Genomic DNA, 14,445 nt, shown 5'->3' with positions numbered 1-14,445 from the left:
CACCCCAGCACCGGTGGGTGGCGCGGAGGTGTCCGGCGGGCTACCTAGGCGTTCTCCCGTTGGAAAGTCCTTGCACCCCACCACACCGCGAGAATTGCCATCACCAGGACGACGAGGACACCGAGGTACAGACCGCCGAACGTGAAGTCGCCGCGGAAGGTGGCCCGTTCGGAGTCCACGACATGCGTGAACGGGTTGATCCGCGAGATCGTGTACAGCCAGTTCGGCGCCAGGATGCTGGTGATCGGCAGCAGGATCCCGGACAGCAGCAGGACCGGCATCAGCACGGCGTTCAGCAGCGCCGGGAAAGCCTGCTCGCTCTTGATCGTCAGCGCCACCGCGTACGACGCGGACGCCAGCGTGATCGCGGTCAGCGCCACGATCACCAGGCTCAGCAGGATCCCGCCGATCGGTGCGTCGAGGCCGAACACGAGGTACGCCAGCACGATGATCAGGATGGCCTGCACGACCGCCTGCACCGCGTTGTTCAGCACTTTCCCCATCAGCAGCCCGATCCGGCTCGCCGGTGTCACCCGCAGCCGTTCCAGCAGCCCGCTGCGGTACTCCATCAGGATCGAGAACCCGGCGAACGAGGAACTGAACAACGCCAGCTGGATGATCAGCGCCGGGGTCAGGATCGTCCAGCTGCTGCCGGGCGGGAAGCCGGGCGTGTTGTTGACGACCTTCTCCATCAGCGGACCGAACAGCACCAGGTACAGCACCGGCTGCATGATCCCGATCATGATCCACGCCGGGTTCCGCAGCGACAACGTCATGTCGCGCCGGAAGATCAGCCACGTCTCACGCATGGACGGCCTCCTTCGGCTTCGCACCCTCTTCGGCGTCGCGCAGGCTGCGACCGGTCAGGGTCAGGAACACGTCGTCCAGCGTCGGGCGCTGCACCTGCACCGACGTCATCGCGATCCCCGCGGAATCCAGCGCGCGCAACAGTTCCGGCATCGCGGTGTCCCCGCGCGGCACCCGGAACGTGACGGCGGTGTCCACAGTGGTCACTTCGTGCGCGCCGGGCAGCTGCCCGGCGATCTCGGCGGCGACGACCACCGATCCCTCCGGCACGCCGACCGTGACACCGTCACCGGATACGCGTGACTTCAGCGAGTCCGGCGTGCCTTCCGCGACGATCTCCCCGTTGTCGATCACCAGGATCCGGTCGCACAGCGAGTCCGCCTCGTCGAGATAGTGCGTGGTGAGGAACAGCGTCACGCCGTGCTCGGACCGCAGCCGCCGGATGTGGTCCCACAGGTTCGCGCGGCTCTGCGGGTCCAGCCCGGTCGTCGGCTCGTCGAAGAACAGCAGCTTCGGGTCGTGGATCAGGCTCAGCGCGATGTCGAGGCGCCGGCGCTGGCCGCCGGAAAGCGTTTTCGTCAGCCGCTGATCCAGGCCCGACAGGTCGAGCTGCTCGGTCAACTCCGCACCGCGGCTGAGCGCGGCGGCTTTCGTCAGCCCGTACAACCGGCCCTGCAGTTCGATCTCCTCGGTCACCTTGCATTCGGCCGCGGTGCCACCGCCCTGTGCGACGTACCCGATCCGCCGCCGCACCCCGAGCGGGTCCTTCCGCAGATCGCACCCGCCGACCGTCGCCTCGCCCGCGGTCGGGCGCAGCAGGGTGGTGAGCATGCGCAGGGTGGTCGTCTTCCCGGCCCCGTTCGGGCCGAGGAAGCCGACCAGTTCCCCCTCCGACACATCGATGTCGACGCCCTTGACGGCCTCGACCGTGCGGCGGCGCGTGGTGAAGCTCCGCGCCAGGCCGCGTGCCCTGATCATGGGCTCCCCTTCCGGTAATCAAGTTTGATTAGTCAGTCCGTGCACTCTATCTGGCAGTATCAGGCAGTGGTCAAACTTGATTACTCTGGAGGTTCGCCGAATGACCGTCCGGGGTCGTCGGCCATCACGTATTCCCCGGACTCGAGCCGGCCGATCAGCTCGCTCAGCCATTTCAGGCTCGTCTCGGAATGCAGCTGCCAGATCCGGAACAGCTCGCGGATATGCGCCGGCTGACCCCAGTCGGTGCTCTCCTTGATCAGCAGTTCCGCACTGCGCTGGTCGGCTTCGATCTTGAACATCCGGTGCCGCAGCAGCCCGATCACGCGCTTGCGCGGCAGGGTGGTCATCAGCGTGAGCGCGGCCGCCATCTCCGCGCCGTCGCGGTCGGCCTCCGACAGCGCGTGGGAAAGCAGCACGTGAAACTCTCGCTCGCCCATGTCGGTCACCCGGTAGGCGGTGCGCTCCGGGCCGGACTCGCCGGGTTCGACCTCCACCAGTTCCAGCAGGTGCTCGGCCGTCATCTTCTTCAGCGCGTGATAGATGGAGCCGGGCTGCACGTTGGCCCATTTGTCCGCCGACCAGGTGAGCAGCTCGCGACGCACCTGATAGCCGTGCGCGCGACCGTACATGCGCACGACGCCGAGCACCAGCAGCCTGGTCGCGGACATCGCTACCTCTCAATAACGGACCTGACAGTCCCCGTACGCTAATAAAGCATGAGCACCAATGTGTTGACGGCGGTGGCCTGGCCGTATGCCAACGGCCCCCGTCACATCGGCCACGTGTCCGGGTTCGGGGTCCCCTCCGACGTCTTCTCGCGCTACCAGCGAATGGCCGGCAACCGGGTGCTCATGGTGTCCGGGACCGACGAGCACGGCACGCCGATCACGGTGCAGGCCGACAAGGAAGGCCTGACCCCGCAGCAGACGGCCGACAAGTACACCCGGCAGATCGGCTCCGACCTGCAGGGTCTCGGCCTGAGCTACGACCTGTTCACCCGCACCACCACCGGCAACCATGCCGAGGTCACCCAGCAGATCTTCCTCGCGCTCTACCGCAACGGCTACGTCCTGCCCAAGACCACGACCGGCGCGATCAGCCCGTCCACCGGCCGCACCCTGCCCGACCGCTACATCGAGGGCACCTGCCCGATCTGCGGGTACGACGGCGCACGCGGCGACCAGTGCGACAACTGCGGCAACCAGCTCGACCCGACCGACCTGATCAACCCGCGGTCGCGGATCAACGGCGAGACGCCGAAGTTCGTCGAGACCGAGCACCTGTTCCTGGACCTGCCCGCGTTCACCGAGACGCTCGGCAAGTGGCTGTCCACCCGGACCGACTGGCGGCCCAACGTCCTGAAGTTCACCAAGAACCTGGTCGACGACATGCGGCCCCGGCCGATCACGCGTGACCTGGACTGGGGTGTGAAGGTGCCGCTGGACGGCTGGCGGGACCAGCCGCTGAAGCGGTTCTACGTCTGGTTCGACGCGGTGATCGGGTACTTCTCGGCCAGCGTCGAATGGGCGCGCCGCACCGGGCAGCCGGACGCGTGGCAGGAGTGGTGGAGCAACGCCGACGCCCGCACCTATTACTTCATGGGCAAGGACAACATCACCTTCCACGCCCAGATCTGGCCCGCGCTGCTGCTCGGGCACAACGGCGCGGGGGATCACGGCGGCGAGATCGGCCGGTACGGCACGCTGAACCTGCCGGACGAGATCGTGTCCAGCGAGTTCCTGACGATGAGCGGCTCGAAGTTCTCCACCTCGCGCGGCACGGTCATCTACGTGCACGACTTCCTGCGCGAGTTCGGCCCGGACACGTTGCGGTACTTCATCTCCGTGGCCGGTCCGGAGACCCAGGACACCGACTTCACCTGGGACGAGTTCGTCCGGCGGACGAACTTCGAGCTCGCGAACGAGTGGGGCAACCTGGTCAACCGGTCGATCTCGATGGCGCACAAGAACAACGGCGCGATCCCGGCCCCGGCCAAGCCGGCCCCCGCGGACGAGGAGCTGAAAGCGCTTTCCCGCACGGCGTTCGACACCGCGGGCGGGCACCTGCGGCGCTCGCGGTTCAAGCTGGCCGCGGGCGAGGCCATGCGCGTCGTCACGGCCGCGAACCGGTACCTGTCGGACCAGGAGCCGTGGAAGCTCAAGGACGACCCGGAGCGGCGTGACGCGGTGCTGCACACCGCCCTGCAGGTCGTCTCGGACGCGAACACGTTGCTCACGCCGTTCCTGCCGCACTCGGCGCAGAAGGTGCACGAGGCGCTCGGCGGGACGGGTGTCTGGGCGGCCCAGCCGGAGCTGCACGACGTCGAGGACCTCGACATCCCCGGCCGCACCAACCCGATCCTCACCGGTGACTACGCGGCCGAGCAGGCGCGCTGGCAGTCCACGCCGATCGAGGTCGGGCGGCCGCTGGCCAAGCCGACCCCGCTGTTCGCGAAGCTCGACCCGAAGCTGGGCGAGACCGGGCCGGAGTGGGCCCCGATCGAACGTGACGAATAAGAAGGAAAGGCCACCGGTGCCGGAGCGTCTTCCGGCGCCGGTGGTCGACTCGCACACGCATCTGGACGCCTGCGGCGCGGTGAACGCGGCCGACGTGCGGGCGATGGTCGATCGCGCCGAGGCTGCCGGGGTGACCCGGGTGGTGACGGTCGCGGACGACGTCGCGTCCGCCCGCTGGGTCACCGAAGCGTCCACATGGGACAGCCGGGTGTTCGCGGCGGTCGCCATACATCCCACGCGTACCAAGGATTTCGGCGATGCGGAGCGGTCCGAAATAGAGCGCCTGGCTCGCGCCGAGCGAGTCGTGGCGGTCGGCGAGACGGGGCTCGACTACTACTGGGACTACTCGCCGCACGACGCCCAGCAGGAGGCGTTCCGCTGGCACATCGACCTCGCCAAGCGGGTCGGCAAGCCGCTGATGATCCACGACCGGGACGCGCACGAGGACATCCTGCGCATCCTGACCGAGGAGGGCGCGCCGGAGCGGGTGGTGTTCCACTGCTTCTCCGGTGACGCCGAGTTCGCCCGCCGCTGCGCCAACGCCGGCTACGTACTGTCGTTCGCCGGCACCGTCACGTTCAAGAACGCGCACGCGCTCCAGAAGGCGGCGAAATTGCTCCCTTTGGAGCAACTTCTGGTGGAGACCGACGCGCCGTTCCTGACCCCGCATCCGTTCCGCGGCAGGCCGAACGAGCCCTACTGCACGGCCTACACCGTGCGCTACCTGGCTGAGCTGCGACAACAGAGCGTCGAAGAGATCGCAACGGGGGCTTGCCGAAACGCCGAGCGCGTGTTCCAACTCCCTTCTGTCACAACGAGTTGAACGGATTGCGACATTCGTGAAGCCTCGTACACCACACGGAGGAGTGACGAAGGCCACTAGATTCCGGGCGGTGTTTGCGCAACCTCGCGGCACCCGTTACTGTCCCGTGATCGTGCCGGGTGATTAATCGGCCGGCACGAGCCGCAGTCAGTCAGTGCAGGTCGGGGTCGGGGATGACATGGACTGTGGTTGCCGATAGTGCGAAAGGGAACGACCTGCTGTGACTGGTAGTAGACAGGCTCACGCGCGCCTCGACGACACGATCGACTGGTACGGGTCCCCCCGTGGCGGAGTTGGCACGCTGGACTGGCCGACCGAAGCCGACTGGGACTTCTCCGACGACCTCGCCATCACCGAGCACGATGTGCGGACGGTTCTCGGCCCGGACGCCGATGACCTGATGGCGGAAGCCGAGCTCGATGTCGACGAGCTCATCCGGCTGATCAACGCCGAAACCACCATGCTCCCCTCGCTGTCCATGATCCCGGACCGCGTGTCCGAGGAGCGGACGGAGTACGTCGAGGTCGAGCCGGAGCCCGAGCGGGCTCTGATGACCGCGGTCAAGACCTGGAAGAAGCGGTTCCTCCGCGGCTCGGTCCTGGCCCTGCTGATCAGCATCACCGGCGGCGGCGCGGCCGCGCTGGCCATGAACAAGAGCGTCACGGTCGACGTGGACGGCCACGAGCAGACCGTGCACAGCTTCGGCAAGACCGTGGGCGAGGTGCTCAAGGACGCCGGTGTGAGCGTCGGCGAGCACGACGCGCTCTCCCCGTCCCCGCAGGCCCCCGTCGGCGACGGGGGCGTCATCAAGCTCGAGCGCGGCCGGCACCTGAACATGATCGTGGACGGCGTCGCGAAGGACTCCTGGGTCCGCGCCGACACCCTCGCCGAGGCGATGGACCAGCTCGGCATGACCGGCAAGTTCGCCAACGGCAGCTTCTTCTCGATGGCGCCGACCGCGGCGCTGCCGCTCGACGGCGCGACGGTCACGATCAACACCCTCAAGCACGTCACGGTCTACGACGGCGACCGCGCACCCGAGCAGGTCACCACCACGGCGCTCACCGCCGCGGACTTCCTCAAGGACCAGAACCTGTCGCTGGGCCCGGACGACGCGATCGACGGAGGCCTGCAGTTCAAGATCGCCGACGGCGCCGAGGTGCACATCAGCCGCACCGGCATCTCCGTGATCAACCAGCAGGAGTCCATCGACCCGCCGGTCCAGCAGATCCAGGACAACACCCTGGACTCGGGCAAGCAGGTCGTGCAGGACCCGGGCACGCCGGGCCAGCAGCTGGTCACCTACCGCATCACCAAGAAGAACGGCAAGGAGACCGGCCGCGAGCAGCTGTCGGTGAAGGTCCTCGTCGACGCGAAGCCGAAGATCATCCGGATCGGCACCAAGCAGCCCGACATCAGCAACGCCGGGATCTGGGACGCGATCGCGAAGTGCGAGTCCACCAACAACTGGGCGGCCAACACCGGTAACGGTTTCGAGGGCGGCCTGCAGTTCACGAACAGCACCTGGCTGGCCTACGGCGGCGGCTCCTACGCGCAGCACGCCTACCAGGCGAGCCGCGAGGAGCAGATCTCGATCGCGCAGAAGGTCCAGGCCGGGCAGGGCTGGGGCGCGTGGCCGGTGTGCTCCAAGAAGGCCGGAGCGGCCTGACCGAGGCCGGATCCGCGCCGCAGTAGTCTTCAGGCGTGGCGCAACTGCTCGGTCCGGCCGAGATCCGTGGGCTGGCGGCCGAGCTGGACGTGCGGCCGACGAAGAAGCTCGGCCAGAACTTCGTGCACGACCCGAACACCGTGCGCCGGATCGTGGAGCTGTCCGGTGTCGGGCCGGGCGACGCCGTGCTGGAGGTCGGCCCGGGGCTCGGCTCGCTGACGCTGGGCCTGCTGGCCACCGGCGCCCAGGTGTCCGCGGTCGAGATCGATCCGGTCCTCGCGGCGCGGTTGCCCGCCACGGCCCGGGAGCGCGTCCCTGAGGGCGCGTTGACCGTCCTCGAGCGGGACGCCCTCAAGCTGCGGGCCGGCGAGCTGCCCGCGCCGCCGTCGACGTTGGTCGCGAACCTGCCCTACAACGTCGCCGTGCCGGTCGTGCTGAACCTGCTCGCCGAACTGCCGTCGCTGAGCCGCGCGCTGGTGATGGTGCAGACGGAGGTCGCCGACCGGATGGCCGCCGGGCCGGGCAGCCGGATCTACGGCGTGCCCAGCGTCAAGCTCGCCTGGTACGGGAAGGCGCGCAAGGTCGCCGCCGTGCCGCGCGCTGTGTTCTGGCCGGTGCCGAACGTCGACTCGGCGCTCGTGTCGTTCGAACGGGGTGCCGAGCGCTCCGGCGACCGGGAGGCCGTGTTCGCGGTCGTCGACGCCGCGTTCGCGCAGCGGCGCAAGACGCTTCGGGCCGCGCTGGCCTCATGGGCCGGTTCGGCCGAACAGGCGGGCGCTGTACTCCAGGCAGCCGGTATCGAGCCGCGCACTCGTGGTGAGCAACTCACCGTCGAGGAGTTCGCGCGGATAGCGGAGCGTGCCCACTTACGGCCGTCCGTGTGATTGAGGCGTGTGATCTGCGGCTGGACACTTGCGCGGAACACAGGACATCCGTTCTACTTTTGAAGGTATCCATCCCGAGCGACTGAGAGACCTGGCTCGCCGAAGTCGCAGCAACCACCCTCCCGGGCAGGTGCTACCGCCAGGATCGATGGAGGAAGCTGTGTACCGGACGCGAATGCTCACGAGGCGCCGAGTCGTCGATGAGTGCCGCCGTTCTGTGTGTGCATGTCGTCGCTGACCGTTCTCACCCGCTGAGTTCGATTCCTTTTGCGACTGTCCGGTTAGGACGGTCTAGTCGGTGACGTCCGGCGCGATGCGCGCCCGCAGCATGGAGCTTTCGTTGATCACACTCGAAAATCTGACCAAGTCCTTTCCCGGCAAGAGTTCGCCCGTGCTCGCCCTGCGCGAGGTGAACCTCGAAATCGGTGCCGGCGCGCTGTACGGCGTCGTCGGCCCGGCGAAGTCCGGCAAGTCCACGCTTGCCAAAGTCGTTGCACTGCAAGAGAAACCCGACCGCGGCACGGTGCGGCTCGACGGGCTGAACACCGCGGGTCTCGACGGCCGCCGGCTGCGCGAGGTGCGCCGCCAGGTCGCGGCGCTGGACACCGCGCCGGCGCTGTACGCCGAGCGCACGGTTGCCGGAAACGTCGCGGCCCCGCTCGAACAGCTCGGTGTCGACGGTCCGCAGCGGCGCAGCCGGGTCGGCCGCGTGCTCGACATCGCCGGCCTCACCCAGCGGGCGACGCAGCACCCGGGCGAGCTGACCGACGGCCAGCGCCGCCGCGTCGAGATCGCCCGCGCGGTCGCTTCCGGCCCCGCGGTGCTGCTCGCCGACGACCCGACCGCCGGCCTGGGTGCCGACGAGGCCGGCTCGGTGCTGACGGTTCTCGACCGGGCGCGCGCCGAGCTGGGCGTGACGGTCGTGCTGACGACGAAGGACGCCGGCGTCGCCCGGCGCGTCTGCGATGGGGTCGCGCTGCTGGACTCCGGCCGCGTCGTCGAGCACGGCACCGTGCTCGACCTGCTGGCCGTGCCGGGCAGCCGGACCGCCGACGCGCTGCTGCCGGCGATCGACACGCCGCGTTCGCAGAGCGCCGCGTACGACCGGGCCGCCGATGTGGTGCTGATCGGGTTCGCCGCCGTCGGCGCGCTGCTGCCCGAGGCGGCGGTCCGGTTCGAGGTCGAGCTCGCGACCATCGGCGGTGGGCTGACCCGTGTCGGCGACACCCCCGTCGCCCGGTTCCGGGTCGGCGTCACCGGCCGGCAGGCGGACAGTGCACTGGCCTGGATCGCCGACCGCGGTGCCCACGTCACCCACTTCGCCGCCGGCCCGCGCAGCGTCGCCGCCTGACGAACCGCGCGAGTCCCCTGTTCCGGTCACGCCGGAACAGGGGGACTCGCGGGCTACTTCTTGGAGCCGGCGAGGACGCCGACGCCGATCGCCGCCGCGGCGATGATCGCGGCGCCCCAGCCGTTCGCCACGGCGAATCCGTGCACCGTCGCGGCCGCCACCCCGAGCCCGGCCGCCGAGGCGGTCGCGCCCGACGCGATGGTGCTCAGCGAAGCTGTCCCGAGTGAAGCGCCGACCTGCTGTGACGTCGTGATGAAGGCCGACGCGACACCGGCGTCCTTGGGCTCGATCCGTGCGGTCGCGGTGTTCATGACCACCGGCATCGACAGCCCGGCACCCGCGCCCAGCATCAGCTCGACCGGCAGGATCAGGCCCCAGTACGACGAGTCCGGGGTCAGCTGCGTGAGCGTGGCGAGCCCGCCGGCCATCAGCAGCATGCCGATCACCAGCAGTGGTCGCGGTCCCGTCTTCGGCAGCAGCCGGCGCGAGATCAGCAGCGACACGGCCAGGTTGCCCACCAGGAACGGCAGGAACGCCAGCCCCGCCTGGAACGCGCCGTAGTGCATGATCCCCTGCAGCTGATAGGTCAGGAACAGGAACATCCCGAACATGCCGAACGCGGTCGCGGCAATGGTCAGGAAGCCGGCCGACCTGGTGCGGTCACCGAGAATTCGTAGTGGCAGCAAGGGGTTTTCGACCCGGCTCTGCCGGTACACGAACGCCACGACGAGCACCACGGCCGCGCCGACGAAGCCCAGCACCAGGCCGGAGCTCCAGCCGCGGGTCGCGGCCTCGGACAGCCCGTAGACGAGCGACACGATGCCGCCGCTGCCGAGGATCGCGCTGATCCAGTCCAACCGGGTCTCGCGGTGCGCCTCGACCTTCGGCAGCACGTACCAGCCGAGGATCGCGGCGACGGCGGCCAGCGGCAGGTTCACGTACAGGCACCAGCGCCAGTCGAGGTACTCGGCGAGCGCGCCGCCGGCGAGCAGGCCGAGCGCGGCGCCGGACATCATGATCGAACTGAAGATGCCGAACGCCTTGGCGCGTTCCTTGGGTTCGGTGAACGTGATGGTGAGCAGGGACAGGGTGGACGGCGCGAGCAGTGCGGCGAAGACCCCCTGCGCCGCCCTGGCCGCGATGAGCATGCCCGGTCCGGTCGCCGCGCCGCCGACCGCGGACGCGAGGGCGAACCCGATCGCGCCGACGATGAGCGTGTTCTTGCGCCCGAGCCGGTCGGCCAGCCGGCCGCCGAGCAGCAGCAATCCACCGAACGCCAGCGTGTACGCGCTGATCGTCCACTGCCGGGCGACGTCGGACATGCCGAGTTCGCGCTGCGCCGACGGCAGCGCGATGTTGACGATGGTGGTGTCGACGATGACCAGCAGCTGCGCCAGCCCGATGGCGACCAGTGCCCACCATCTGCGCTGGTCCGTGCGCGCGTCGGGTGGCGCGCTCAGTGTCGTTGTCATGGCGATCCCCTCACAGATGAAGTTGAAGCGGCTTGCTTGACGGTGCCGGTAGCGGAACCTCAGGCGGGCCCTCGCTCTGGGATCGCCTGGCTGGAATTGCACCGCGTCGGCGCGGTCCTCGCGAGGAACCACCCACACCACAAAGCGGCTCCGCCGCTTGGGAAAACTCCCAAGCAGTATGCTGAGCAAGCTCATTAACTTGTCGGCCGGCAAGTTAACTTGCTAGTCGTAAGGTAAGCTCGAACTAGTCGGGCGTCAAGTTAGTTTGAGGGGCTTCTCAGGAAGGAACGGAGATGGCGGGGCGGCGCAGTGACACGAGGGAGCGCATCCAGCGGATCGCGCTGGAGTTGTTCGCCGAGCAGGGCTACGAGAAGACGTCGCTGCGCGAGATCGCGGAGAAGCTCGATGTCACCAAGGCCGCGCTCTACTACCACTTCCGGACCAAAGAGGACATCGTTGCGAGCCTGCTCGACGATCTCGCGAAGTCGATGGACGAGGTGCTCACCTGGGCGCGCGCCCAGGAGGACAACACCGGCACGCGCCAGGAGCTGATCCGGCGGCTGGCGGACCTCGTCGAAGGCCAGTTCGGTCCGCTGATGCGGTTCATGCAGGAGAACCAGCCCACGCTCAAGGGCTTCCAAGATCGCAACCCGCTGGTGCACCGGATGAAGGAGCTGTTCACCATCATCGCGGCCGACGAGCGGGATCCGCACGCGCAGCTGCGGGCCCGGCTCGCGCTCATCGCGCTGATGGTCGGTAACAACCCGCAGTTCCAGGAGGAGAACCCCGGAGTGGCCCCGTCGAAGGTGGCGCTCGAGGTCGCGCTGGAACTTGTTTCTCCTCGCGGGCAGGGCGCGGGCGGGGCCACGTAGTCTTGACGGGTGCTAGCCGTCGTTCCGCCTCCAGTCACCGTGCGGGTGCCGTCGAAGATCAACCTGCACCTGTCCGTCGGCGACCTGCGCGACGACGGGTACCACGACCTCACCACGGTGTTCCACGCGTTGTCGCTGTCGGATGAGGTGACCGTCGCGGTCACCGACGAACCCGGTCTCGAGGTCTACGGCGAGGGTGAGGACGCGGTGCCGACCGGCCCGGAGAACCTTGCCTGGCAGGCGGTGGAGGCGCTCGCCGGGCGCGCCGGCAAGATCGAGCCGAAGGTACGCGTGGTGCTGCGCAAGGGAATTCCGGTCGCCGGCGGGATGGCGGGCGGCAGCGCGGACGCCGCGGCGACGCTCGTCGCGCTGACCTCGCTGTGGAAACTGGAGCTCGGCCGGGACGAGCTGGCCGACATCGCGGCGAGCCTCGGCAGCGATGTCCCCTTTGCGCTCTACGGCGGCACGGCGCTCGGCACCGGCCGCGGCGAGAAGCTCGTGCCCGTGCTGTCCCGGCACACCTTCCACTGGGTGCTCGCGTTCGACCATCGTGGACTGTCCACTCCGCAGGTGTTCGGCGAGCTGGATCAGTTGCGGGAGAACGGTGATCCGCCGCGGGTCGGCTCACACGCACCGGTCGTCGAGGCGCTCGCGTCCGGTGATCCGCGGCAGCTCGCGCTGTTGCTCGGCAATGATCTCCAGGCAGCGGCGGTGTCGCTGCGCCCGGGCCTTCGTCGCACACTTCGCGCCGGGGTGAACGCGGGCGCGCTCGCCGGGACCGTGTCCGGGTCCGGCCCGACGTGTGCGTTCCTGTGCGAGGACGGCGAAGCCGCGCTCGAAGTCGCGGCCGAGCTGTCCGGCGCCGGGGTCTGCCGGACCGTCCGCGTCGCGCACGGCCCGGTGCCCGGTGCCCGTTTCGTCGGCGGTGACGATGTGCACCGCCCCACTCCTCCTCCCCAGGTACACGCATAGATGGCCAACCTCATAAATCTTGAAGCCGTCAGTAAGTCCTACGGCGTCAAACCGTTGCTCGACAACGTGTCGCTCGGCGTGGCCGAAGGTGAGCGCATCGGGGTCGTCGGCCTCAACGGCGGCGGCAAGACGACGCTGCTCGAAGTCCTGTCCGGGGTGGCCGAGCCGGACTCGGGCCGGGTCAGCCGCGTCCGCGACCTGCGGCTGGCGGTCGTCACGCAGCGCACCGAGCTCCCCGCCGGCACGGTGCGCGACGCCGTGCTGTGGCACTACTCCGCCGAGCACGAGTGGGCCGCCGACGCGCGCGTCCGGTCCATTGTGGACGGACTCGGCATCACAGCGCTGGGCCTGGACTCGCCGACCGCGAACCTGTCCGGTGGCGAACGCCGCCGGATCGCGCTGGCCGCCGCGCTCGTCGGAGATCTGGATCTGATCGTGCTCGACGAGCCGACCAACCATCTCGACATCGAAGGTGTCCGCTGGCTCGCCGATCACCTGCTGGCGCGGCGGACCGCGCTCGTCGTCGTCACCCACGACCGGTGGTTCCTCGACACCGTGTGCGGCCAGACGTGGGAGGTCGCGAACGGCAACGTCGAGCAGTACGAAGGCGGTTACGCGGACTGGATCTTCGCGCGCGCCGAGCGGGCACGGCTCGCGGCGAGCGCCGAGGAGAAGCGGCGGAACCTCGCCCGCAAGGAGCTGGCGTGGCTGCAGCGCGGCGCCAAGGCACGGTCGTCGAAGCCGCGGTACCGCGTGGAGGCGGCCGAAGCGCTGATCGCGGACGTGCCGGAGCCGCGGGATTCCGTGGAGCTGCTGAGTTTCGCGCGGCGGCGGCTCGGGAAAACCGTGCTGGAGCTGGAAGACGTGACGTTGCACGCGGGGGACAAGCCCGTGCTCGACGACGTCACCTGGCAGATCGGTCCTGGTGACCGGATCGGTCTGGTCGGCGTCAACGGCTCCGGGAAGACCACCTTGCTGAAGCTGCTCGCCGGGGAGTCGTCGCCGGAGTCCGGGCGGCGCGTCGAGGGCAAGACCGTGTCGCTGGCGCATCTTTCGCAGGAGCTGGAGGGACTGCCCGGCCAGTTGCGGGTGCTCGAAGCGGTCGAGGAGATCGCCGGCCGGGTCGTGCTGGGCAAGCAGGAGATGTCGGCCTCGCAGCTCGCCGAGCGCCTCGGCTTCCCCGCGGCGCGGCAGTGGACCCCGGTCGACGACCTGTCCGGCGGCGAGCGGCGGCGGTTGCAGCTCGCCCGGTTGCTGATGGCCGAGCCGAACGTGCTGCTGCTCGACGAGCCGACGAACGATCTCGACATCGATACGTTGCAGCAGCTGGAAGATCTGCTCGACTCGTGGCCCGGCACGCTCGTGGTCGTCTCGCACGACCGGTACCTGGTCGAGCGAGTCTGCGACGGCGTGTACGCGCTGTTCGGCGACGGCCGGGTGACGCACCTGCCCGGCGGGATCGACGAGTATCTGACGCGCCGCGCGCGAGCCGTCCAGGCGGCCGCCCCGGCTCCGGCCGCACTCCAGCCGAAGTCGGGCGCCGCGGAGCACCGTGCGGCGATGAAGGAACTGGGGCGCTTGGAGCGTCGTCTGGACCAGTTGGCCAAGCGCGAGACCGTACTGCACGAACAACTCGCCGCCAACGCCACGAACCCGGAGCAGCTCGTCGAGCTGAACACCGAACTGAAGCGCGTACTGACCGAAAAGGACGACGTCGAGGCCCGGTGGCTGGACACGTCGGAACTGGTGGAGTAGGGGTTGTTCGCCGAGTCGTGGACGGCATTGCGCGCGGCGGTGGCCGGACTCCCGGACGACGCCTCCGGGCTTGCCTGATCAGCTCGTCCTGCGCGTCGATGATCAGGTGGCCGGACGCCGAGCGGTGCGGACCCGCTCGACGCGCTGATCGTCCGGCTGGCCGCTGCCTACCCGCGATCAGGTGGTCACCGCCTACGTCCTGGAATGGACGCTGCACCACCTCGACTTGATCGCGCAGCTGCCGGGCGCGGCCGAACCGCCCGCGTGCCTCGACCGGCGCGGAGCAGGCGGCACTGGGTGCGCTGGCCGCCAGGCTCCCGTTCGTCCTCGGCTGACCAGTTATCGT

12 protein-coding genes, 1 pseudogene and 1 riboswitch are annotated in these 14,445 nt (G+C 69.1%); of the genes and pseudogenes, 9 read left to right on the top strand and 4 right to left on the bottom strand.

Translation table 11 applies throughout. From position 1 onward, the window contains the following. Window positions 1-44: 44 nt before the first annotated feature. The 3 genes from LOZ83_RS07160 to LOZ83_RS07150 form a co-directional block, all read right to left on the bottom strand. Window positions 45-809 (bottom strand): ABC transporter permease, encoded by a 765-nt coding sequence (locus LOZ83_RS07160; RefSeq protein WP_236789378.1) that lies wholly within the window; start codon window positions 807-809, stop codon window positions 45-47. Continuing rightward, entirely contained in the window at window positions 802-1,785 is a 984-nt protein-coding gene (locus LOZ83_RS07155; protein WP_236789377.1) for an ATP-binding cassette domain-containing protein, read from the bottom strand. Before LOZ83_RS07155 ends, LOZ83_RS07160 begins: the two co-directional genes overlap by 8 nt. Window positions 1,786-1,865: 80 nt before the next feature. Then, window positions 1,866-2,453, bottom strand: a complete 588-nt coding sequence (locus tag LOZ83_RS07150) for a PadR family transcriptional regulator (RefSeq protein ID WP_236789376.1) — start codon at window positions 2,451-2,453, stop codon at window positions 1,866-1,868. A gap of 48 nt (window positions 2,454-2,501) precedes the next feature. On the opposite strand from LOZ83_RS07150, the gene metG reads away from it, so the two are divergent. The 5 genes from metG to LOZ83_RS07125 all read left to right on the top strand — a co-directional run bounded on the left by metG (window position 2,502) and on the right by LOZ83_RS07125 (window position 9,028). Further along, window positions 2,502-4,301, top strand: coding sequence for a methionine--tRNA ligase (metG, locus tag LOZ83_RS07145; RefSeq protein ID WP_236789375.1), 1,800 nt, complete (start codon window positions 2,502-2,504; stop codon window positions 4,299-4,301). Between the two features lie 16 nt (window positions 4,302-4,317). Then, window positions 4,318-5,124: a TatD family hydrolase gene (locus LOZ83_RS07140; protein WP_236789374.1), complete on the top strand. Its 807-nt coding sequence runs from the start codon at window positions 4,318-4,320 to the stop codon at window positions 5,122-5,124. 220 nt (window positions 5,125-5,344) lie between these two features. Further along, a complete protein-coding gene (locus LOZ83_RS07135; RefSeq protein ID WP_374202631.1) occupies window positions 5,345-6,793 on the top strand; it encodes a transglycosylase family protein in 1,449 nt (482 codons plus the stop codon). 35 nt (window positions 6,794-6,828) lie between these two features. Continuing rightward, a complete protein-coding gene (gene rsmA / locus LOZ83_RS07130) occupies window positions 6,829-7,677 on the top strand; it encodes a 16S rRNA (adenine(1518)-N(6)/adenine(1519)-N(6))-dimethyltransferase RsmA (protein ID WP_236789373.1) in 849 nt (282 codons plus the stop codon). Window positions 7,678-7,743: 66 nt separating this feature from the next. After that, window positions 7,744-7,832: riboswitch (SAM riboswitch) on the top strand. Window positions 7,833-8,017: 185 nt separating this feature from the next. Beyond that, window positions 8,018-9,028, top strand: a complete 1,011-nt coding sequence (locus LOZ83_RS07125) for a methionine ABC transporter ATP-binding protein (protein ID WP_236789372.1) — start codon at window positions 8,018-8,020, stop codon at window positions 9,026-9,028. Window positions 9,029-9,081: 53 nt separating this feature from the next. On the opposite strand, the gene LOZ83_RS07120 is transcribed toward LOZ83_RS07125, so the two are convergent. Further along, entirely contained in the window at window positions 9,082-10,500 is a 1,419-nt protein-coding gene (locus LOZ83_RS07120; protein WP_236789371.1) for an MFS transporter, read from the bottom strand. A 293-nt stretch (window positions 10,501-10,793) separates the two neighbouring features. On the opposite strand from LOZ83_RS07120, the gene LOZ83_RS07115 reads away from it, so the two are divergent. From LOZ83_RS07115 to LOZ83_RS07100, 4 genes and pseudogenes are all read left to right on the top strand, one after another. Next, window positions 10,794-11,372 carry a TetR/AcrR family transcriptional regulator gene (locus tag LOZ83_RS07115; RefSeq protein ID WP_236789370.1) on the top strand — a complete coding sequence of 193 codons (579 nt, stop codon included), beginning with the start codon at window positions 10,794-10,796 and terminating at the stop codon, window positions 11,370-11,372. 9 nt (window positions 11,373-11,381) lie between these two features. Further along, window positions 11,382-12,344: a 4-(cytidine 5'-diphospho)-2-C-methyl-D-erythritol kinase gene (locus tag LOZ83_RS07110; protein ID WP_236789369.1), complete on the top strand. Its 963-nt coding sequence runs from the start codon at window positions 11,382-11,384 to the stop codon at window positions 12,342-12,344. Further along, window positions 12,345-14,099: an ABC-F family ATP-binding cassette domain-containing protein gene (locus tag LOZ83_RS07105; RefSeq protein ID WP_236789368.1), complete on the top strand. Its 1,755-nt coding sequence runs from the start codon at window positions 12,345-12,347 to the stop codon at window positions 14,097-14,099. 108 nt (window positions 14,100-14,207) lie between these two features. Then, window positions 14,208-14,434, top strand: a pseudogene (locus tag LOZ83_RS07100) (hypothetical protein); the annotation flags it as partial. Window positions 14,435-14,445: the final 11 nt, after the last annotated feature.

This window comes from Amycolatopsis sp. GM8, from assembly GCF_021653975.1.
GTDB lineage: Bacteria > Actinomycetota > Actinomycetes > Mycobacteriales > Pseudonocardiaceae > Amycolatopsis_E.
This window is presented reverse-complemented; position numbering and strand designations above follow the sequence as displayed.